We start from the raw sequence: 21,599 nt of genomic DNA, 5'->3' as shown, positions 1-21,599 counted from the left end.
TCAACGCGGTAAAAGACGAGCCCTTCTCCAAAAGGGTTGGTCGGAGTCTTATTCGAGATCCGCTTGATTGGTTCGGTGTCTCCATGCAAAGCGAGCGATCGTGAATCCAGACCAAAACCAGCGCCTTGGCTCTGGATTCCCGGTCGGGCTTTCAGCCCGCCGGGAATGACAGGCGCCAATGCGAGCTGTTCAAACGGAAATAGTACTAGGTCTCTTCCTCAAAGGAGAGCTCGCGCCAGAGCGAGATTAGCGCCGCCATGACGGCGGGCCCAATGAAAAGCCCGAGAAGCTGGAAATTCTCCACGCCGCCCAGAATGCCGAGCAGGACCCAGATGAAAGGCAGTTTCGTCGCGCTGCCGATGAGATTGGGGCGCACGAAATGATCCGCGGCGAAGACGACGATAAAGCCCCACGCCGCGATAATGAGCGCCGGCGCCAGCCCTGTGGTCGCCGCCGCCAGCAGCGCCGCCAAGCCGATGGCGAAGGCGGCGGCGAAGGGGATCATCGCGGCGAAGGCGGTGAGAAGACCGAGAAGGATCGGGTGAGGCGTGTGCGTGAGCATATAGGCCGCGCCCATGAGAACGCCTTCTCCCATGGCGACGAGCACGAGCCCGCTCAGCGTGCCGTGTACCGACGCGATCATCTGCGCGGCTAATATCTCTCCGCGCGCGCCGAAGAGCCTCGTCGAGGCGGCGCGGCATTGGGAGACGACGCTTTCCCCGCTGCGGAAGAGGAAAAACAAGGCCAGGAGCGAGATCGCGAAGAGAATGGAGCGATGGGCGATATTGATGGTGAGCGACGCGCCGACCTCCCGTGCGTGAGATGTATTGAGCTGCTGGGCGAGCTCCTTCGCCCAGCCTGCGTGCGAGAGATGCGCCGCCCACCATTGCGACGCCCATGGCCCGATCGCGGGCAGGCGCGCGAGCGCGTCCGGAACCGGCAGGCCGGTTTCCTCGGCGGCGCGAGCATAGTCGAGAAGCTGGCGAAACTCGGCGGCGGCGTCCACCGCGAGCACGGCGATCGGAGCCAATATCACGAGCCCGACGAGCGCCGTGAAAAAGATCGGCGCGAGTTCTTTCGGGGCGGAGGGTCCGAGGCGGCGTTTGAAGCGGCCGTAAAGCGGCCAGAGCGCGACGGCGAGAACCAGGGCCCATAACAGGGCATGGAGATAGCCCGAAACGATATAGACGCCGAGCCCCAGCAGCATCGCGCTGGCGACAAGCGATGCAGCGCTTTGTCGCCAGGACAACGCTTCGAGAGGCTCGACGCTCTTTCGCAGTCCCGCGGGCTCGTCCATGCCGATATCCTCCGTCATGGCGAGATTATCGTCGAGATTTTGCTTTCGAGCCAATAGGGCGGCAGCCGGTATAATTACCGCCATGACAAGGCGCGAAGCGGACATGGAGAAGATCGCGGAGACGAGCGACGCCGCGCGGCCGCGCAAGATCATTCATATCGATATGGACGCCTTCTACGCTTCGGTCGAGCAGCGCGACAATCCAGAGCTGCGCGGCAAGCCCGTCGCGGTCGGCGGCGCAAGGGAGCGGGGCGTCGTCGCGGCGGCGAGCTATGAGGCGCGCAAATTCGGCGTGCGCTCGGCTATGCCTTCGGTCACGGCGCGGCGCAAATGCCCCGAGCTCGTTTTCGTGAAGCCGCGCTTCGATGTTTATCGGCAAGTGTCGCTGCAAATCCGTGCAATCTTCTCCGAATATACGCCCATCATCGAGCCACTCGCGCTCGACGAAGCCTATCTCGACGTGACCGAGAATCTGAAAGCTATCTCTTCCGCGACGCAGATCGCGGAGGAGATTCGCGCCAAGATCAAAATCGCGACAGGCCTGACCGCGTCGGCCGGCGTCTCCTACAATAAGTTCCTCGCCAAGATCGCCTCGGACTATCGCAAGCCGGACGGACTCTTCGTCATCACGCCGAAGATGGGGCCGGGCTTTGTCGAAGCGCTCGAGGTCGGGCGCTTTCACGGCGTAGGGCCGGCGACGACAGAGAGGATGACTCGCTTAGGCATTGAGACGGGTCACGATCTGAAGGCGCAGACGCTCGAATTCTTGCAAAGGCATTTCGGCAAGGCTGGCGCCTATTACTATTGGATTGCGCGCGGCGTCGATGACCGGCCCGTGCGCGCCAATCGCATCCGCAAATCGATCGGCGCGGAGAACACATTTGCGGAAGATCTTTTCAGCTATGACGCCGCCTGCGCCGCGCTCGCGCCGATTGTCCGGAAGGTTTGGCGCGCGATTGAAAACGGCCCGGTCCGCGGGCGCACGCTCACGCTCAAAGTGAAATACGCAGACTTCCGCCAAATCACCCGCGCGCGCACCAATGCGGGTTCGATCGCGTCTCTGCAAGAGTTCGAAGCGCTGGCCTTTTCACTGCTGGGGCCGGTCTTTCCCGTGGAAAAGGGAATCAGGCTGCTCGGCGTGAGCCTGTCGTCGCTGAGCGCGGAGGAGACGAAGGCTGATGGGCAATTGAAACTGGAAATTTGAACGCAGCGGTGGTCGGCGATCCACTGTCATTCCCGACGCTCGCGTAGCGAGCGATCGGGAATCCAGAGCAAATCCAGCTACTACTTTGGCCCTGGATTCCCGGTCGGGCTTTCAGCCCGCCGGGAATGACACCGCCAAAGCGAGCTGTTCAAGCGAAAAGCAACTTACTCCTCGAAGACGCCTTCGAGCGCGTAATGCGAGATTGTCTTGCGGTTGGCGATCAGCTCGTCGATCGTCGGCTCGCCCTTTAGCGCGCGGGAGATCGCGAGCTTCGTCGCCTCATAATTGGTGCGGTAGAGGTCTCTCTTGTCGAGCTTCTTGAGATGCTTGGCGCAGCGCGGGTCGAGCCAGACCATGATGATCATGCACAGCTCGTTGGTTTTATCCTTGGGGATAATCCCTTCCGCCACGCAATCGACGATGGCGTCGGCGGTCGCCGCCTGCACCACGCCGCCGAGAAGCTCGACGTAATCTTCCGACTTCACGGTCATCTTGGTGGTCATCATGGTCGCCGGGCGGACCTGCTGATTGAGGTCGCGGATGACGAACATGCGCGGATGGCCCGCGACCTGGCCAGTCATCGAGGCGAAAGCCTGGCCCACCGGACCCTTGACGCTGCCGATCAAGACTTCCGGCATGGCGTCGGTGTATTGCCCGTCCGCCGCGAGAACCGTCGCTTCGCCGGTGGCAAGCCAGATGTCGTCGCTCATTTCATATCCTTTGGTTACGGTGTGGCGCGGGGAATAGCATTGGTGCGCGGCCTGCGAAAGTGGCGCGCCAGCCTTATGCGCCGCGCCGTGTCAACGCGCGTCGGCGGCGATGTAGGTCGAGGTCAGCGAGGCTCCCGACCACTCGGCCGTCATCGACAATTCCAGCTCGTCGCCGCGCGCTCTGAGACGCACCTGAAGAGGGCCGCCCCAGGCGCCTTGCGTATTCCAGGAGCCGCCGCCAACAGCGCCATGCGGCCCGCCGATCACTCTTGCCGACCAGCCATTGCTGCTCGAGACGAGATAGCCGTCGCCGTCCCGACGAATGGCGATCGAGCACGTGGGGCATTGGCCGGCGGTGGAATAGGTTTGGAGCCAGGTTCCCGTCAGCGGACGGCCGCCTTCATAATCTTGCGCAAGCGCGCCGAGCGGCGCGCAGAGGCAGGCGAGAAGACCGAGCGTCCGCAGAATTGATCGCATATTCGGAAAGCCTTCACTTAAGTTGCGCCGCGCTGGATATACGGCTCCGCCTAAGTATGCATTTTCCGCGGCGGCGCAAAAGCGCAGGACCCGTGCTTGCGGTTCTGGCTTCAACCGCTCGGCGGGCGCGCCGCAAACGCCGCGGCCTTGCGCCCGACGAGCGCGGCGAGGGAAATATTTTCCTGTTCAAGCCGCAGGACGAGGCCCCTTTTGATGCGCTCCACTAGGCCGGGGCCTTCATAGACCAGCGCCGAATAGAGCTGCACGAGCGTCGCGCCGGCTTCGATTTTCCTCCACGCTGCGTCGGCGCTGTCGATGCCGCCGACGCCGATCAGCGGGAACTGTCCTTCGACGCGCAGATAGGTTTGCGCGAGCATCGCGGTCGAAAGATCGAACAATGGCGCGCCGGAGAGGCCGCCGGTTTCCTTAGCTAACGACGAGCGCAGCGTGGCGGGGCGGGAGATCGTCGTATTGGAGACGATCATCCCGTCGATCCGCCGCGCACGCGCCACGCGCACGACGCCGTCGAGCTGAGCGAGAGAGAGGTCCGGCGCGATCTTCAAGAGCAGCGGACGCCGCGCGGGCGCCGCGTCGCGGGCCTCGATCACGCGCGCGAGAAGATCGGAGAGCGCCTCAGGCTCCTGCAGATCGCGCAGCCCCGGCGTGTTGGGCGAGCTGATGTTGATGGTGTAGTAGCTGGCGACATCGGCGAAGGCTTTTACGCCGGAAACATAGTCCGCAACTCGATCAGTCGAGTCTTTATTGGCGCCAATATTCATGCCGACAATCCCGTCATTGCGAGTGCAGCGAAGCAATCCAGGGCCGCGATGGCTGCTCTGGATTGCTTCGTCGCTGCGCTCCTCGCAATGACAGGCGGAGAGGCGCGCCATCGCCAGCGCGTGGCCATCATTGTTGAAACCATAGCGGTTGATGACGCCGCGATCTTCCATCAGCCGAAAGGCGCGCGGCCGCGCATTGCCTGGCTGCGGGCGCGGTGTGAGCGTCCCCACCTCCACGAAGCCGAAGCCGAAGCCGAGCATGGCGTCAGCGACCTCGGCGTTTTTATCGAAGCCCGCCGCAAGGCCGACGGGGTTGGGAAAATCGAGGCCGAAGACCGAAACCGCGAGGCGGGGGTCGTTCTTCGGCGGCTGACGTGCGGGCAACAGCTTCAATGCCGCGATGGTGGCGTGATGCGCGTCTTCGGCGTCGAGCAGGCGCAGAAAGGGGAGGGCGAGGCCGAAGACGTCGATCACAGCAGCCCCCTGAAATCATGGCGCCCATCGGGGTCGAGCGGCAGTAGCGCCACGCGCGTCACGGCGTCGAGCGACAGCGGCGCATAGAGATGCGGAAAAAGCGCGCCGCCGCGGGAGACTTCCCATTTCAGTGCGTCGCCCAGCCTATCGGCGTCGATGGAAACGAGCAGCAGATCGGATTTCCCGGCGAAATGTTTCGCGGCCGTTTCCGCGACTTGTTCGGCGGCGGAGAAATGGATGTAGCCGTCGGCGAGATCGATGGCTGCGCCATGGAAGACGCCCTCGGCCTCCGCGGTGCGCCATTCGGGGGCGGAGATGATTTTGTAAATTATCACGGCTAACACCCCCTCCCCAGCCCTCCCCCGCTTCGCGGGAGAGGGGGTCGTGGTCTTCAGTAACACTCTCGATCGCGAGAATGAGGGGCCTATTCCGCCGCCTGAGCCTCTTGCAAATCGGCTCTGCGCGGCAATCTCGCGATCATGCCGATCAGCGCGCGATCGGAAAGCGCCACGAGGCGCTCGCCGCGATTGAGCCACGCGACGGCGTCCTCGATCGTTTCGGCGTCGGCGACCTTGGCTTCCGCGACGGCGCGATCGGCGGTGATGACGCCGCGCTGGCGCGGTTTGCGGGTCGGGAGCCAGGCTTCATGCAGCGTGCGCAGTTCCGGATCGGCGTGGATCGCGACGATGGCGTTCACCTCGTCGTCCTCGCCGCGCGCCAGCGCCTTGGAAAGCGCCTTGCCGCGTTTGGCGATCGGCGGCGTCGTCGTCTCCTCCGGCGTCACCAGCACGCCGGCGCGGCGGAAGACGAGGCCCAGCCAGCGCTGGCTCGTGAGCCAGGAGATCGGAATGGCCAGGATGAGGCCGGCGATGGTCGGCGACATCCAGGCGACGAGCGAGGGCGAAATCAGGAGGCCCGCGACGAGGGAGAGCGCGCCCATCGCCATATGCGAGCGATGGCGGCGCACAATGTCGATCAGCGGCACGGAGCCGTCGTCGCGACGTTGCGGGTCCCAGCCCGTGTCGAAGCCGAAGACAATATGCACCACATGGCCGGTCTGGATCAGCATCATGATCGGCGCCAGCAGCGCCGACAGCACGATTTCAAACAGGGTCGAGATCAGCAGCATGATCACGCCGCCCGAGCCCCTGCGCGTCTCGGGCTCGTAGATTGCGACGAGCAGGCCGAAGAATTTCGGCGCGAGCAGAATGCCCATGGTGAGCGCGAACAGCTCGAGCGAGCGCTCCGCGTCGAAGCGCGGGAAGGTCGGGAACAGCGCGAATTCGCTCGTGAAATACTCCGGCTTGAAATAGCTCGCCTGGAAGACGATCACGATGCCGACGAGGAGCTGCAGCAGCCACAGCGGCGAGGTGAGATAGCCGAAAATGCCGGTGAGGAAGTGCTGGCGCGACGCCCAGCACAAGCCCCGTCCGAACAGCACGCGGGAATGCTGCAGATTGCCCTGGCACCAGCGCCGGTCGCGGGTCGAGAGGTCGATCAGCGAGGGCGGGCTTTCCTCGTAGGACCCGCCGAGCCTCGGCAACATATAGACAGCGTAGCCGGCGCGGCGGATCAGCGCCGCCTCGACGAAATCATGGCTCATAATGTGCCCGCCCCACGGCGGGCGGCCGTGCAGGTCGGGCAGGCCGCAATGGCGCGCGAAAGCCTCGGTGCGGATGATCGCGTTATGGCCCCAATAATTGCCGTCGCGGCCCATCCAGCAGGCAAGGCCGGTCGCGATGACCGGGCCATAGATGCGCGCCGCAAATTGCTGCACGCGCGCGAATAGCGTGTTGCGGTTGATGATGAGCGGCAGCGTCTGGATGATGCCCGAGTCCGGGTCCGCCTCCATGGCGGCGGCGAGCTTCACGATCGTCGGGCCGGTCATCAGGCTGTCGGCATCGAGCACGACCATATGGGCGTAGAAGCCGCCCCAGCGCGAGACGAAATCCTCGATATTGCCGGCCTTGCGGCCGGTGTTCTTCTCGCGGCGGCGATAAAAGATGCTCGCGTTGGGCCCGAGGCGGCGGCGGATGGCGATGAAGGCGCGCTCCTCGGCGATCCAGACGTCCGGATTGGTCGTGTCGGAGAGGAAGAACCAGTCGAAGTTCTCGCCCAGTCCCGTGGCCTGAATATCCTCATAGATCGTCTGCAGCGCCGCAAAGACGCGGCTCGGCGCCTCATTGTAGATCGGCATGACGACGGCGGTTTTCTCGCGCAGAGTCTCAGGCAGGCCGGCCGACGGGCGCCTTGAGAGCAGCGCCACGAAGCCGACGACGCTGCTCGCGAAGCTCAGCGCGATCCAGGAGAAGTTGAGGATGAAGAGGGCGAGCAGCGCCCATTTCAAGGTCGTGACGCCGCCGACGTCGATGACCTTGTACATCTGCCAGCCGCCATAGACCGTGAGCGCGAGACCGCCGCCGAAGGTCACGAGGCGCGCGAGCCAGGGCGTGCGCCATAGCGATTGCGCCTGAAGCTTGCGCCGCTGCCTCTGCTCGAACTTGAAGATATTTTGCGCCGGCATCGAGAGCCGGTTTTCGATCGGCGTCGGCGGCGCCGCGGCCGGGTCTTTGAAGGCCGGCGCCGGCTGGGCGGAGTCGACGGGCGTAAGCGTCAGGGAGTCCATCTGTAGAGCCACGTTTCGCTGATCGGCTGCTCGTCCGCGCGCAGGACGAGACGAATTTCACAGTAGTTTTCGCCGGCGGGATCGACGTCGAACACGACGCGGCACGTTTTCGCCTGCGGATTGAGAAACGTGCGCACGTTCGTCGCTGATCCGGGCGAAGTGGTCAAAGCGGCCGAAAGACGCGCCGTTTTTTGCGGGTCGCCCAGAACCTCGCCAGAAAAAACGACAACAAAACGGCGTAGCTTGGCGTTCGAAACTTTACCCGAGCGCGACTGAACGGCGACCGCCAGGGGCGGGCGGCTCGGCGGCTCCCAGCACCAGAACTGGCGATAGGCGAAATTGGCCTGCGCGCCGCCGACCAATGGCGATTTCGGCCGCCAGTAAGCGACGATGTTTTCGTTGTTTTCCGATTCCGATGGGATTTCGACGAGCTGCATGGCGCCGTCGCCCCAGTCGCCGAGCGGCTCGATCCACAGCGACGGGCGGCGCTCCCAATGCTGGTCGTCGTCCTGATAATTGGAGATGTCGCGATCGCGCAGCAGAGCGCCGAAGCCCTTGGGATTGACGTCGACAAAGGACGAAAACTGCAGCTCCTCGCGATTCGCGACGGGTCGCCACAGCCACTCGCTCGAGCCGGTCAGCATCTGCAGGCCGTTGGTCGCCGTCACCATCGGACGCAAGTCGTCGTTGCGGCGGCGCGGATTGAGCGGCGTGTAGAGCGAGGCGGCGGCAAAGCCCGCGAGCCCGTAATGATCGACAGCGGTGCGCGGGAAGAGGGTCAGCTCGGTGTCGATGATCGTCGCTTCGCCGGGGCGCAGGGTGAAATGATAAACGCCGGCGACGCTCGGCGAATCCAGAAGCGCATGGATAACGAGCGCATTGGCCCCGAGCACCGGCTTCTCGATCCAGAAGCTGCGGAAGGCCGGGAATTCCTCGCCGCGCGGGTCGGCCGTGCGGATGGAGAGGCCGCGCGCCGTCACCCCGAGATTCTGGCCGGCGGCCACCGCGCGATAGAAGCTCGCGCCCTGGAAGATCGCGAGCTCGGCTTCCTGGCCGCCCGGCGGCGCGCGCAGCACCCGAAATCCGGAATAGCCAATGTCCGGCAGTTTTTCGGGGACTTTCAGGCCGCCATAGTCGAAGCGGCTCTGGTCATAGGCGATTTTGACCGCCGCGCCATTATCGATGATGAAGAGGTCGACGGCCGCGGTGAAAATATTGCCGCGATGCAGCGGCTCGATCGAGAAGCCTTTGTTTTCTCCAGCCCAAAGGGCCGATCCAGGCTTGGTCTTGATGCCGACGAACTGCTCGTAAGTGAGGCTTGCGAAAGGCTCGCGCAAATCGGCGGGCGGCGCGGCGTAGGGGCGGGAGGCCAGCGTGCGCGCGAGCTCGACGATCACATCGCGCGAAAAGCTCGCCGGGGGCGGCGGCGGAGTGGTCGAGGGCGTCGGCTCGGCGCGGACGATAGGAGGCGAAAAGCCCGACGCAAGGGCGCCGAAAGCCGCTTTGAGAACATCTCTACGTTCAAACATTGAGCAACCGGGAGCGAGGTCGGAAGGCGGTCGGGATGGCGCGTCGCTCCTCTATAGAAGAATTTCGGGGAACAAAAAGGAATTCTTGCGGCGCGGGCGCGCCTCTCGCGAGCTGCCCCTCATTTGCCTGTCCCCCGCTTGCACCCTTGCCCTTAGCGCTTCGAATCTGCAACAAACGGGCCGAAATTACCGCGGCCTCGCCGCGCTCCACGCAACCAAAGGCGCCTCATGTCGAGCTCCCGCAAAGCGCTCGCGATCGTCCTCGCCGCCGGCGAGGGGACGCGTATGAAGTCGGATACGCCGAAAGTTCTGCATCAGGTCGCCGGCCGCTCGATGCTGGCCCATGTGCTCGCCGCGGTCGCCGAGGCGGGCGTCGAGACGATCGCGGTCGTGGTCGGGCCGGGCAGAGAGGACGTTACGGCCGAAGCGCTGAAGCGCGCTCCGCATGCCCAGACCTTCGTCCAGGCGGAGCGCCTGGGCACGGCGCACGCCGTCCTTGCGGCGCGGGCGGCGATTGCCGCCGGTTGCGACGATCTCCTCGTTCTTTTCGCCGACACGCCGCTCGTGACCGGCGCGACGATCCGTGCGCTGCGGGAGGCGCTGGCGGCCGGCGCCGGCGTTGCGGCGCTGGGTTTCTCGGCGGCTGACCCCTTCGGATATGGGCGGCTGCTGCAGGACGAGGCAGGACGCCTCGTCGCCATCCGCGAAGAGAAGGACGCGAGCGCGGCGGAGCGCGCCATCCGGCTGTGCAACGCCGGGTTGATGGCGATCGATGGGGCTGCGGCCGCGGATTGGCTCGGCCAGATCGGCAATAGCAACGCCAAGGGCGAATATTATCTGACGGATATCGTCGAAATCGCCCGCGCGTCGGGGCGCGAGGCGCGGGTTGTCGTGGCCGACGAGACGGAAGTGCTCGGCGTGAACGACCGCATTCAGCTCGCTCAGGCGGAGGCCGTCGCGCAGAACCGCCTGAGACGCGCCGCCATGGCCGCGGGCGTCACCATGATCGCGCCCGAGACGGTTTTTCTGTCCGCCGACACGGTTTTGGGACGAGAGGTGACGATCGAGCCCCATGTCGTCATCGGCCCCGGCGTCTCGATCGCCGACAAGGCGGTGATCCACGCCTTTTCGCATCTCGAAGGCGCGAGCGTCGGGCGGGGCGCGACGATCGGGCCTTTTGCCCGTTTGCGGCCGGGCGCGGCGCTTGCGGAGGCGGCGAAGGTCGGCAATTTCGTCGAGATCAAGAACGCCAATGTCGCCAAGGGCGCGAAGGTCAATCACCTGACCTATATCGGCGACGCCGACATCGGCGCCAACGCCAATATCGGGGCGGGCACGATCACCTGCAATTACGACGGCTTCTTCAAATATCGCACGGAGATTGGCGAGAACGCCTTCATCGGCTCCAATTCCGCGCTGGTTGCGCCGGTGAGGATCGGGGCGGGGGCCTATGTGGGCTCGGGCTCGGTCGTCACCAAGGATGTAAGCGGCGACGCGCTCGTGGTGGCGCGGGGCCGGCAGATGGAGAAAGCCGGCTGGGCGGCGTCTTTCCGGGCGACGCAGGCGGAGAAGAAGGCTGCCGCCAAGAAGTCGTGACTATGGTTTAGATCGCCTTGGGAAGGGTGCCGATCCGCACGGGTTACGTCTTAAGGGGAGCTAACGCTCCTCTCAACGATCCCCTTAACCTTGAATCAGACCGAAGCGTGCTGCAGCGCTTTTGCTATGATCCTTTTTCGGAGGCAGCCCTATGTGCGGAATCGTCGGAATTCTCGGGAAAGGCCCGGTTGCGGGACAGCTCGTCGAGGCGCTGAAGCGGCTGGAATATCGCGGCTATGATTCTGCCGGGATCGCCACCCTCGAAGAGGGCCGCCTCACGCGGCTTCGCGCCTCCGGCAAGCTGAAGAATCTCGAAGAAAAGCTCGCCGCGACCCCCATGCGCGGGAGCGTGGGCATCGGCCACACGCGCTGGGCGACGCATGGCAAGCCCAATGAGGACAACGCCCATCCCCACGCCAATAGCCGCGTCGCGGTGGTTCACAACGGCATTATCGAGAACTTCCGCGAGCTGCGCGAGGAGCTGATGGCCAAGGGCCATGCCTTCACCTCGCAGACCGACTCGGAGGTGGTCGCCCATCTCGTCGCCGATGAAATGCAGGCTGGCATGGCGCCGCAGGCGGCGGTCGCCGCGGCTCTGAAGCGGCTCAAGGGCGCCTTTGCGCTGGCTTTTCTCTTCAACAACGAGCCCGACCTTCTCATCGGCGCGCGCCGCGGCTCGCCGCTCGCCGTCGGCTGGAGCGAGGAGGGCGCTTATCTCGGCTCGGACGCGCTGGCGCTCGCGCCCTTCGCGACGACGATCGCCTATCTCGACGAAGGCGACTGGGTCGTGCTGCGTCGCGGCGGCGCGCAATTCTTCGACGCCCAAGACGCGCCCGTCGAGCGGCGCCGCCTGCCTTTGCAGCAGGGCTCGTTCCTGGTCGACAAGGGCAATTACCGCCATTTCATGGCCAAGGAAATCCATGAGCAGCCCGAGGTCGTCGGCCGCACGCTGTCGCATTACCTCGATCTCGCCGAGGGCGTCACGCGCCTCCCCTTCGAGCTGAACTTCGATCCCAGCCGCCTGTCGCGGGTGACGATTTCCGCCTGCGGCACCGCTTATTACGCCGGGCTGGTGGCGCGCTATTGGCTGGAGCGCTTCGCCCGGCTCCCGGTCGAGATCGACATAGCCTCGGAGTTCCGCTACCGCGACCCGCCTCTGGCCGAGAACGGGCTCATGATCGTTGTCTCGCAATCGGGCGAGACGGCCGACACGCTCGCAGCCCTGCGCTACGCCAAGGCGCATAGCCAGCACATTCTCTCGATCGTTAATGTCGAGACCTCGACCATCGCCCGCGAGAGCCACACGGTGGCGAAGACCCTCGCCGGGCCGGAAATCGGCGTCGCCTCGACCAAGGCGTTCACCTGCCAGCTCGCGGTTTTCGCCTGTCTCGCTTTGGCGCTCGGGCGCGCGCGGGGCGTGCTCACGAAGGAGCGCGAGCGGGAGCTGGTCTCGGAACTGATCGCCGCGCCGGGGAAGATGGCCGAGGCGCTATCCCGCGAGGCGGCGGTCGAGCCGGTGGCGCGCGACGTGGCGCGGGCGTCGAGCGTGCTCTATCTCGGCCGCGGCCCGTCCTTTCCGCTGGCGATGGAAGGGGCGCTCAAGCTGAAAGAGCTTTCCTACATCCATGCCGAGGGCTATGCGGCGGGCGAGCTGAAACATGGCCCGATCGCGCTCATCGACTACGCCATGCCGGTGATCGTGCTCGCGCCGCCGGACGCGAGCCTTGAGAAGACCGTGTCGAATCTGCAGGAAGTCGCCGCGCGCGGCGGGCATCTGATCCTGATCGGCTCGCCCCGCGCCAAGCAGGAGGCGGCGGCGGAACTCGCGGGCTATATCGAAATGCCGGAGACGGTCTCGGGGCCCTTCGCGGCGATCGTCTATGCCGTGCCGGCGCAGCTTCTCGCCTATCATGTGGCGACCTTCATGGGCAAAGACGTCGACCAGCCGAGGAATCTCGCAAAGAGCGTCACGGTGGAGTAGGGACGCCGCTACCTGCCCCTGATGATGGCCGCGGCGCGGTGCGCCTCGGTGATAGCGCTTTCGACGGCCGGCATGCCCTGGCCGTCGGAATGGGCCAGCAGGACATTGCCATAACGCTTCGGCAGCGCGCGCATCGTTTCGACAATGCCTGGCGTCGGAAGGAGATGATGGTGTCCCCAGCGCGTCAGCCGCACCTCGGCAAGCCGCGTCCCTGAAAAGGCCTCGGGCAGGAAGCGCCGCAGCTCCGCGACGATCGGCGCAGCCAGCGCCGCGCCGTCGCCAGCCAGCAATTGCGCGCGCCCCATCTGCGGGTCTCGGAACGGCGCGTAGACCGTGAGAATCCCATGGTCCCTCGGCCGTTTCTCGCCGAGCGCGGCCCCAGCGTCGACGGCGTCGGTGACGTTCTCGGCCTCCGGCGTCCAGCAATCATAGGCGCCGGGCGCCATGGGGCCCCTGAAACAGCAGTTGGCGACGAGAAAGCTCCCCTGACGTGGGCGCGTCATCGCGGCTTTCGCGGCGGGGTCGCGCAGGATACGCGCCGCGAAGAAAAAAGGCGCGGCGAGCACAACCCATTTGGCCGCCACGCAGCGAGGCTGCCCGGGGTTCTGGGCGTCGAACCAGGCGACGCGTGCCTCGCCGCCATCGTTCGACGGCTCGACCGCGAAGACCGCCGCGCCGGTGACGATGCGGCCTGCGCCGGCGCTCGAGGCCCGCGCCGCCATCGCCTTTGCAAGCGCGGCGTTGCCGCCCGGAAAGGCGTAAATCCGGCCGGCGAGCTCGGAGAGGAAGTTCAGTCCGACATAGGCCGAGACCTCGGCCGCTCCCGCGCCCATGGCCGAGCGGCTGAAGGCGTCGAGCCAGGGGAGGAGGGCCGGGTCGATCTGTTCCCGAAGGAGAAACTGGCGCAGCGTCAATCGGTCGAGCGCCAGTGCCGTGGGCGAGGCTGCTTCGATCGGCGTCCTGGGGAAATCGGCGCTCGCCATGAGCCTTGCCACAAGGCCCTGCAGCCTTTCCAGGGGCGCCCGCAGCGGTCCGCTGAACGCGTCGGTCGACCCGCCGGCGATCACGCGATTCTCCGGCTGCGGCACGGGCACGGGCGTGAGGCCCAGCGTCTCGTAGAAAGGCCCGAAAGGTTCCGAGACGTCGACGAAATAAGCGGAGCCCAGCGCATAGTCGATGTCGCGCCAGCGCCCGGATTTGGCGGCGCCGCCGGGCTCCGTCTCGCGCTCCAGCAGCAAAATGTCGTGGTCCCGCAGCAGCGCCGCGGCGGCGAGGCCTGCAAGGCCGCCGCCGACGATGGCGACCTCGACCCGCCGCTCCGGCGCGGGCGCCGGCCGGTCCCAAAGACCGTCGCGGATGGCGTGCATGGGCGCGAAACTGTCGCCTGTCCATGCGCCGATCCGGTAGTCCGCTTCAGCGCTCGCGCGCGCGGGCGCAAGCGCGGCGGCGCCCAAAAGTCTCATGGTCTGCCGGCGAGTCAGCATTGGGCCTCCCAGGCGAGCATAGGCCCGCGCGGCCCGTCGGTTAACCCTCGCCATTGACAGGGCGCGGCCGGAACTGGTCTATGCAGGCGACCGGCGCGCCTCATGGCGCTCGCTTTCGCAAAGGACGCTGAGACTGTTGCTCGCCTCGATCCCGCCCGCCTATATCGCCCCTTTCGAGCGGGCCTGGCGTCACCGGGAGCTAATTCGCGCCGTGGTGCGGCGGGAATTCATCTCACGCTTTCGCGGCTCTTTCCTGGGGCCGGCCTGGGCGGCGCTCTCGCCGCTGGTGATGCTGCTCACCTATACGACGCTCTTCTCGATCACCGTGCCGCAGCTCTCAGCCGGCATGAGCGTGACGGACTATGCGAGCGGCATCTTCATCGGGCTGATCGTCTTCAATCTCTTCAGCGAGCTCGCCTATCGCGCGCCGATCCTGCTCCATGAGCATGTGAATTTCGTCAAGCGCTCGATCTTTCCGAGCGAAACCATCGCCTGGACCGCGACCATCCGCGCCTTCACCTATGCCGGCGTCGCCTTCGGCGTTTATATCGCCTTCCGCCTGCTGACGGCGGGGAGTGTGCCGCTGACCATCGTGCTGACGCCGCTGCTCGTCGTCCCGTTCTTCCTGTTCATACTGGGCGTCGTCTGGTTTCTGATGGCGCTCGGCGCCTTCACGCGCGACGTCGCGCATATCATGGCGTCGATCGTCCCAGTGCTGATGTTCGCGACGCCGATTTTCTATCGGCTGGACCAGATCGCGCAGATGTCCAACTCGACCGCGATGTGGCTGCGCCTCAATATCGTCGGCGACTATATCGAGATGCTGCGCGCCGTGGCGCTCGATGGCTATGTGCCGAACGTCTTCGCCTATCTGCTCGTCTTCGCCGTCTCCTACGCCGTGTTCATCGGGGGCTACCAGTTCTTCATGCGCTACAAATCGGTGATCGTCGATGTCATCTGAGCCGGCCATTCGCTGCAAGGGCATCGGGAAAGCCTTCCAGCTCTATGCGCATCAGAACGACCAGTTGAAGCAGATCCTCTTTGGCCTGTGGAAGACATTCTACAAGGAGAAGTGGGTTCTGCACGACATGACCTTCACGGTCGAGAAGGGCGAGCGCGTTGGCATTCTTGGGCGCAACGGCGCCGGCAAGACGACGCTGCTGCAGATCATCTGCGGCATCACCATGCCAACCAAAGGCGAGTTCGAGGTCAAAGGCCGTATCGCGCCGATCCTGGCGTTGGGCTCGGGCTTCGACGGGCTGCTGACGGGGCGCGAGAACGCCCGCATCGGCGCGGCGATCCTCGGCCTATCGCGCAAGGAAGTCGACGACTGCATCGAAAACATCGCCGCCTTCGCCGACATCGGCCCCTTCTTCGAGCAGCCGATGCGGACCTATTCAATGGGCATGATCGCGCGCGTCGCCTTCGCGATTTGCGCCCACGCCAAGGCGGACGTGCTCATCGTCGACGAGGCGTTGTCGGTCGGCGACGAGATCTTCCAGCGCAAATGCGAGAAATATATCGCTGACTTCAGCCGGAACGGCACGATCCTGATGGTCTCGCATGATCTCGATTTCCTCGAGAACCTCTGCGATCGCATCCTTTGGCTGGAGCAGGGCGTCGTCAAGGAGATCGGCGAGCCCAAGCGCATCATCGCCGATTATCGCGCTGCGATGCGGGCCGAGGAAGCTCAGGCGGCCGGCGCGGCGTAGCCGGCCGTCGTCGGCGCGAGAACGTCGAAGCGCTTGGCGTGCGGGCTATAATTCAGCCTGCCGATGAGCCAGGCCGACACGCCGATTTCAGCGCCCACGGCGGCGATCAAGGGGATCGCGAACCAGGCGCTGATGCGCAGCAGCGATTCCAGCCCCACCAGAAAACCGATATGCGCCGCCGGAATGGCGATGATCGGCAGGCTGCCGGCCGCGCCGCGCCGGCCTGTGATGTTGCCGAAGGTCAGGGTCAGCGCCATGGCGAGCAGGGCATGCGCCAGCGCAAGGGTCGGCGCGCCGAAGCGTTTCGCCGCCTCCGCCATCCACTCGCCGAACTGGCGATGATCCCGCTTTGCAAGCTCCAGGCTGGAGAGAAATTCTCCAGCCGACAATTCATAGACGCCTTTCCAGCCGCGATCGGGCAGCGAGCCGCTGCCCTGCATGGGAAGCGCCATGGCGTATTCGTCAAAATTGGCGATCCGCACCTCATTGCTCGTGACCGAGCGGGTCTGGATGCTGCCATTGGAGAGGGCGACGATGACGCCAGATTCGTTCCGGCGGAATTCGGCGCGCGCCGCGGTGATCGTCTCTTCCTGCATCTTCTCGATGGAAATCTGCCGGATGAACAGATTGGCGGCGATGTCGGGCGTGATCCAGCGCTCGATGTAGAGCGTCTTCACGCCATTCGAGAATGTGTAGAAATGCGCCGCGTCGAGCATGCGGTGGTTGAGCGAATTGCGCACGACGTTCAACACGTCCTGCATATTGCTCGAATAATGCGGGGCGACGATGTTCGCCAGAATATAGCCGAGCACGACAACGCCCGCTGCGAGCGACAGCGTCGGGCGGCAGATCGACCAGACGGAAAGCCGCAGCGCATAGAGCACGGCGATCATGCCTTCGCTGGCCATGCGGGAGAATTCGAGTGCGGCGCCAACGCCGATGGCCATCGGCAAGGTCATATAAGCGACCGTCGGCGTGACGCCGACCAGCGCCGGAATGACGAGCCCGCCGCGCACGGCCGCCGGCGGCAATTGGTAGAGCAAATAGGAAAGAACGACCGGAACCGACAAGGCGAGCTGAACGATGAGGACGCTGAAGCCCACGCGCTTGAAGAGATAGTAAAAGAGGAGGCGGGGCATGGGTTATTGCCGCTTTGGCGTTATGCCCGTCATTGCGAGGAGCGTCAGCGACGAAGCAATCCAGAGCCACATCGCGGCCCCTGGATTGCTTCGCGTCGCTCGCAATGACGGGTAAAAGATCAAGGCGCGTCGTCCTGCAGAGCTATTTCTTGAACCGGGCCCAGGCGGCCTTGGAATATTGCGTCCAGGCCGGATCGAAGACGCCGCGCGCGGGCAGCGCGACCGCGCCGGCCCAATGGGCGAAATAAATTTCCTTGCCTTCGAAATCCACCGGCTTGCCGTCCACGAAGGTCACGCCCGGTGCCTTGTAGAAGCTCTCGTGCGAGGCCTTTTCCACCACATTGGGCAGCAGCTCGATCTTGATCCCGCGGCGATGGGTGACAAAGTTCACGAGCGGCTGCGCGAACAGCTGGCCGCGCTTGCGCACGTCGTGGAAAATCTCGGCGTCTTCCTTCATCGTCTCGATGAAGTCGGAGAGCTTGAGATATTTGTTGGACGTGACCCAGAAGCCGTCGTTGAAGAGCAGCGCGTCGTTCAGGAACGCATAATTGCTGCGCCTGTCGTTATAGACATATTCGAAGCTCGGCGAGGCGACGATGAATTCCCTTTTGTCGGCTTCGAGCCTGCCGAAAATGGGCGTGAAGTCGCGAAACAGAATGACGTCCACATCCACATAAGCGACTTCGTCGAGCGGCAGGGCAAGCGCCTGAAGCTTGCGCAGGCGCCGGCGGTTGCTGTTGAAAAAACCCGGATAAAGCTCATGGGAGAGCTTGTCGATCTCGACCGGCTCCTCGTCCACATAGGTCGCGCCGTAAATATCGGCGGCGCGGCGGGTCATTTCGACATTGTCGTCATAGGGAATGAGATAGATCGGCAGCGACGAATTGGTGTCGCGGTAGCTCTCCAGGAAGGGCAGCAGCCAATCGATGATCTTGTCGTTGCCGACAATGGCGATGCCATAGCGCTTGGCGGGCGCGGCGGCGCCGGTCTCTGACTCCGGGGCGCGCAGGGGTGGATTCGAAGGTCGAAGGCTCATATAGGGGGTGTACTTGTAAAATTCGGGCAAAAGCAAGGGGGCGGTCGATTGGGGCAGATTTCGGAGACGCCGCCTTCCGCGCGGCCGCTCGCCGGGAAGACCGTCGCCGTCGTCCACGCCGCCTGGCACAGTTGCGGCAGCTATCAGGTCAACGTCAGTCAGATCGCCGCCTATAAGGCGCTTGGGGCGCGCGTGCTGTCCATCGCGATGATGGACGCGCTTACCCCGCCGCCGCCGGTCGGCGGGCGCTGGCCGTCATATCTTGCCGCCACCCGCGACATCGGGGCGGATCGACGCTATTTCTGCGGCGCGCCGAACGCCGCTCTCGCCTCGCGGCTGCTCCTCGACGGCTGGTGGCGCCTCATCCATGGCGATCAGGCGTCATGGCTGATCGAAATCGCCAAACGCGTTCGGGTCCCCGACGATCTCGAAACGATCGATCTCTTTCACGCCAACCACTATTTCACGCTGCCTTTCGTCAAAAGATTGAAGCGGGGCAGGCGGGTTCCGGTGATCCTGGAGACTCAGGACATTCAGGCGCGGCAATATGTGCTGCGCAATCAGGGCGGCTTTTTTATTCCGCCTTACGTCGGCTACGACGAGATGCTGGCGGTCGAACTCGATTGGATGCGCCGCGCCGATCTCTGCGCGCATCTCAACGAGGAGGAAGATCGCGACTTCCGGGCGCTTTTGCCGCAGGCGCGCCATGCGCTGATTTACCCGGCGGTGCTCGAAGTTCCGCGCGCGGCGGGCGGCGAGATCATCATCGTCGCGAGCGACAATTACGCCAATTACAAGAGCCTCCGCTGGCTCCTCGAAGAGGTCGTCCCGCGCGCGGAGGGCGCCCGGGTTGCGATCTACGGCAATATCGACGCGGGCGTGAAGCAGCGCGATCCCGCGCTCTATGAGGCGCATCGCGCGCTGTTTCGGGGGCGGGTCGAGAATATCGGCGCGGTTTACGCCGGCGCGGGCTGCGTCCTGTTGCCGACGGTCGAAGGGCATGGCCTCTCCATCAAGGCGGTCGAGGCGCTCTCCTGCGGCGCGCCGCTCATCGCGACGCCGCTCGCGTTTCGCGGCATGAAGGTCGATCCATCGGCTTTCTCGAATGTCGGTCTGGCCGAGGACGCCGAGCAATTCGCCCGCCTCTGGCGCGAGGCGCAGGCGCGCGCCGACCGGGGCGAAACGCCCGCGGCGGCGAGCGCCACGCGTAAATTCTACGAGGAGGTCTTCAGTCCGCAAGCCTACGCGCGGGCGCTGGCGACCGAGTTGGAAACCCTTCCCTTATGAGCGAGCTTTCTCTCGCCGGCCGGCGCGTGGCGCTCATCCATCCGGCCTGGCACTCCTGCGGCACCTATCGCGTCGTGCTCGGACAGATCGAGGCTTATCGGGCGATGGGCGCCGAGGCGCTGCCGATCGCCATCAGCTCCGACCCCGGTTTCGTCCCCGGCCGCGAATGGATCTGGAAGAGCTTCACTGAGGCCACACCCGAGCTTGAGACTGGCCCGCGCTATTACGGCGGCGCGCCGTTCTACGCCATGCTCGGCCCGCGGTTCCTGGCGCAGACGCTGTGGCCCTATATTCATGGCGATCAGGCGGCGATTCGATTGGGGATGGCCGAGCGCGCCGCGCTCTCGCCGCTGGTCGAGGCGCAAGATTACGACCTCGTCCACTGCAACCACTTTTTCCTGATGCCGGTGGCGCGGCGGCTGGCGCGCGGGCGTGCGCCGATCTTGCTGGATACGCATGATCTGCAGGCGCGGCAGTTCGCTCTCATCAATGAGCGCATGCCCTGGCTTGCCCCTCGCGTGACCTATGAGGCGATGCTGGCGCAAGAGCTCACGGCGATGCGCGGCGCCGATCTCCTGCTGCATCTCAATGCGCAGGAGGCGGAGGATTTCCGCGCGCTCCTGCCTGAGAAGCGCCATGCGTTGCTCTACCCGCCGACGCCCGCCGCGCCCACAGGGCCCGGAGGGTCGGACATCGTCATTGTTTCCAGCAACAACACGGCCAATGTCGAAAGCCTGATCTGGTTCTTGCGCGAGGTCGCGCCGAAAGCGCCGGGCGTGACGGTCAAGATCGCCGGCAGCGTCGACGCCGGCGTGCGCGCCCGCGCGCCGGAGGAATATACGGCTTATAAGGACTGGTTCCTCGGCCGGGTCGAAGACCCTGGCGCAGTCTACGCCAACGCCAGGCTTGTCCTCCTGCCGACGATCAGTGGGACGGGGCTTTCGATCAAGACGGTGGAGGCCATGTCGAGCGGCCTGCCGCTCATCGCGACGCCCCAAGCCCTGCGCGGCATGGATTGTGACGTCCTTTCGCTTCCCGGCTTGACGCTTGCCGAAACCGGGGAGGGTTTCGCCACCGCGCTGCGCTCGGCCGCCGCCGGGGCGCCGCACAACGATTCGCAGCGCCGCGTGAGCGCCGCCCGCGTTTATTACGAGACCCGCTTCTCGCTTGCCGCCTATCAGCGTAACCTTGGCGCGCTGGCGGCTCCGCTCCTGGCGTTATAGTCGCAAGATTTCCAGTTCAAATCAGATAATTGTATAAAAGTGTGACTGAGGCGCAACGCGGCCGTTAAATTCGCCGAATGGGGGGCGCCCATAATTTCTTCATTGGCTATGCAGTGTTAGTTTCACGACATGTTGCTGCGCCGGCCACCGGGCGGCCTTGCTCTTGGAGACTAAATATGAATTTCAAGGCTGCGGTTTTTGGCGCTGCCGCGTCGATCCTGGCTTTTGGCGCTGCGACCGCCGCAGACCTGCCGAGCTATAAGGCTCCGCCGCCGCCCCCGCCGGCAATCGGCTTCGATTGGACCGGCTACCATCTCGGCATCAGCGGCGGCTATGGCGCCGGCACGACCGGCTATCTTTCCAATGTCACCGCATTCGGCCCGACTCCGGCCGTCGCCTGGAACAATGTGGCGACCAACCTCGGCACGAGAGGCTATCTGGTCGGCGTGCAGAGCGGCGCCGACTGGCAGCTGCCGAACCGTGTCGTGCTCGGCTACGAATCCGAGTTCAACTACGCCGATGTGAGCAGCAACGTCACCGGCGGATGGAATTGGGGCAATCAGCTCTACAGCCGCCTGCGCTGGTTCGGCGCAGAGCGTCTGCGCGTCGGCTATGCCTTCGGTCGGTTCATGCCCTATATCACCGGCGGTCTCGCTTATGGCCAACTGCACGCCAGCGGCGTGGACAGCGTCGCCGGCTACCTCTTCCCGACCTCGGCTTCGAGCTGGCAGGCCGGCTGGACGGTCGGCGCGGGCTTCGAATATGCCCTGTTCGACAAGATCAGCGTGAAGGCCGAATATCTCTATTCGAGCCTGCAGGGCACGCATGGCTCGGGCTTGGGTTACCCCAACGCCTACCGCACCTTCACGGGCAATGGCTTCGACACGCATATCGCGCGCGTCGGCGTCAATTACCGCGTCAAGAACCTGGGCGCCCTGATCGGCATGCCCGATTTGGGGATTTGACCCCACTCGACGGTATCTAGTGAAGAGCCCGGCCTAAGCGGTCGGGCTTTTTTGTTTCTCGACGCGGCGCGGCGATGGGT

At 64.8% G+C, this 21,599-nt stretch carries 18 protein-coding genes; 8 read left to right on the top strand and 10 right to left on the bottom strand.

Translation table 11 applies throughout. The annotated features are described in order from the left end of the window. Positions 1 to 205: 205 nt before the first annotated feature. Positions 206 to 1,402 (bottom strand): AI-2E family transporter, encoded by a 1,197-nt coding sequence (locus OGR47_RS13350; RefSeq protein WP_246729818.1) that lies wholly within the window; start codon positions 1,400 to 1,402, stop codon positions 206 to 208. Here OGR47_RS13350 and dinB point away from each other — a divergent pair. Next, complete coding sequence (gene dinB / locus OGR47_RS13345) at positions 1,401 to 2,501, top strand: DNA polymerase IV (RefSeq protein ID WP_246729820.1); 1,101 nt, start codon at positions 1,401 to 1,403, stop codon at positions 2,499 to 2,501. The two genes, OGR47_RS13350 and dinB, sit on opposite strands and share 2 nt — an antisense overlap. Positions 2,502 to 2,665: 164 nt before the next feature. On the opposite strand, the gene fae is transcribed toward dinB, so the two are convergent. The 6 genes from fae to OGR47_RS13315 all read right to left on the bottom strand — a co-directional run bounded on the left by fae (position 2,666) and on the right by OGR47_RS13315 (position 9,096). Continuing rightward, on the bottom strand, positions 2,666 to 3,211 hold the full coding sequence (gene fae, locus OGR47_RS13340; protein ID WP_165055222.1) for a formaldehyde-activating enzyme: 546 nt from the start codon (positions 3,209 to 3,211) through the stop codon (positions 2,666 to 2,668). 90 nt (positions 3,212 to 3,301) lie between these two features. Continuing rightward, a complete protein-coding gene (locus OGR47_RS13335) occupies positions 3,302 to 3,688 on the bottom strand; it encodes a hypothetical protein (RefSeq protein WP_165055224.1) in 387 nt (128 codons plus the stop codon). Between the two features lie 110 nt (positions 3,689 to 3,798). Then, positions 3,799 to 4,941, bottom strand: a complete 1,143-nt coding sequence (locus OGR47_RS13330; protein WP_165055226.1) for a quinone-dependent dihydroorotate dehydrogenase — start codon at positions 4,939 to 4,941, stop codon at positions 3,799 to 3,801. Next, a complete protein-coding gene (locus OGR47_RS13325) occupies positions 4,938 to 5,276 on the bottom strand; it encodes a DUF952 domain-containing protein (protein ID WP_371824425.1) in 339 nt (112 codons plus the stop codon). The genes OGR47_RS13330 and OGR47_RS13325 overlap by 4 nt, the downstream gene beginning before the upstream one ends. A gap of 89 nt (positions 5,277 to 5,365) precedes the next feature. Beyond that, on the bottom strand, positions 5,366 to 7,567 hold the full coding sequence (gene mdoH, locus OGR47_RS13320) for a glucans biosynthesis glucosyltransferase MdoH (protein ID WP_165055230.1): 2,202 nt from the start codon (positions 7,565 to 7,567) through the stop codon (positions 5,366 to 5,368). After that, positions 7,555 to 9,096 (bottom strand): glucan biosynthesis protein, encoded by a 1,542-nt coding sequence (locus OGR47_RS13315; protein ID WP_165055232.1) that lies wholly within the window; start codon positions 9,094 to 9,096, stop codon positions 7,555 to 7,557. The genes mdoH and OGR47_RS13315 overlap by 13 nt, the downstream gene beginning before the upstream one ends. A 228-nt stretch (positions 9,097 to 9,324) precedes the next feature. On the opposite strand from OGR47_RS13315, the gene glmU reads away from it, so the two are divergent. After that, positions 9,325 to 10,692, top strand: a complete 1,368-nt coding sequence (gene glmU, locus OGR47_RS13310; RefSeq protein ID WP_165055234.1) for a bifunctional UDP-N-acetylglucosamine diphosphorylase/glucosamine-1-phosphate N-acetyltransferase GlmU — start codon at positions 9,325 to 9,327, stop codon at positions 10,690 to 10,692. A 151-nt stretch (positions 10,693 to 10,843) separates the two neighbouring features. Then, complete coding sequence (gene glmS / locus OGR47_RS13305) at positions 10,844 to 12,673, top strand: glutamine--fructose-6-phosphate transaminase (isomerizing) (protein WP_165055236.1); 1,830 nt, start codon at positions 10,844 to 10,846, stop codon at positions 12,671 to 12,673. A gap of 8 nt (positions 12,674 to 12,681) precedes the next feature. Here the strand turns inward: glmS and OGR47_RS13300 are convergent, their stop codons facing one another. Further along, positions 12,682 to 14,157: an FAD-dependent oxidoreductase gene (locus OGR47_RS13300; RefSeq protein ID WP_165055238.1), complete on the bottom strand. Its 1,476-nt coding sequence runs from the start codon at positions 14,155 to 14,157 to the stop codon at positions 12,682 to 12,684. Between the two features lie 136 nt (positions 14,158 to 14,293). Here OGR47_RS13300 and OGR47_RS13295 point away from each other — a divergent pair, with 136 nt between their 5' ends. Both OGR47_RS13295 and OGR47_RS13290 read left to right on the top strand, forming a co-directional pair. Further along, a complete protein-coding gene (locus OGR47_RS13295) occupies positions 14,294 to 15,118 on the top strand; it encodes an ABC transporter permease (protein WP_165055239.1) in 825 nt (274 codons plus the stop codon). Continuing rightward, positions 15,108 to 15,869: an ABC transporter ATP-binding protein gene (locus tag OGR47_RS13290; RefSeq protein ID WP_165055241.1), complete on the top strand. Its 762-nt coding sequence runs from the start codon at positions 15,108 to 15,110 to the stop codon at positions 15,867 to 15,869. The genes OGR47_RS13295 and OGR47_RS13290 overlap by 11 nt, the downstream gene beginning before the upstream one ends. Here OGR47_RS13290 and OGR47_RS13285 read toward each other — a convergent pair. Next, a complete protein-coding gene (locus OGR47_RS13285; protein ID WP_165055243.1) occupies positions 15,848 to 17,008 on the bottom strand; it encodes an LptF/LptG family permease in 1,161 nt (386 codons plus the stop codon). The two genes, OGR47_RS13290 and OGR47_RS13285, sit on opposite strands and share 22 nt — an antisense overlap. A gap of 142 nt (positions 17,009 to 17,150) precedes the next feature. After that, entirely contained in the window at positions 17,151 to 18,044 is an 894-nt protein-coding gene (locus OGR47_RS13280) for a hypothetical protein (protein WP_165055245.1), read from the bottom strand. A gap of 57 nt (positions 18,045 to 18,101) precedes the next feature. Here OGR47_RS13280 and OGR47_RS13275 point away from each other — a divergent pair, with 57 nt between their 5' ends. The 3 genes from OGR47_RS13275 to OGR47_RS13265 all read left to right on the top strand — a co-directional run bounded on the left by OGR47_RS13275 (position 18,102) and on the right by OGR47_RS13265 (position 21,519). Next, positions 18,102 to 19,331: a glycosyltransferase gene (locus OGR47_RS13275; protein WP_165055328.1), complete on the top strand. Its 1,230-nt coding sequence runs from the start codon at positions 18,102 to 18,104 to the stop codon at positions 19,329 to 19,331. Continuing rightward, positions 19,328 to 20,554: a glycosyltransferase gene (locus tag OGR47_RS13270; RefSeq protein WP_165055247.1), complete on the top strand. Its 1,227-nt coding sequence runs from the start codon at positions 19,328 to 19,330 to the stop codon at positions 20,552 to 20,554. The genes OGR47_RS13275 and OGR47_RS13270 overlap by 4 nt, the downstream gene beginning before the upstream one ends. 176 nt (positions 20,555 to 20,730) lie before the next feature. After that, positions 20,731 to 21,519 (top strand): outer membrane protein, encoded by a 789-nt coding sequence (locus OGR47_RS13265; protein ID WP_165055249.1) that lies wholly within the window; start codon positions 20,731 to 20,733, stop codon positions 21,517 to 21,519. Positions 21,520 to 21,599 lie beyond the last annotated feature (80 nt).

It is taken from the genome of Methylocystis sp. MJC1, from assembly GCF_026427715.1.
GTDB lineage: Bacteria > Pseudomonadota > Alphaproteobacteria > Rhizobiales > Beijerinckiaceae > Methylocystis.
This window is presented reverse-complemented; position numbering and strand designations above follow the sequence as displayed.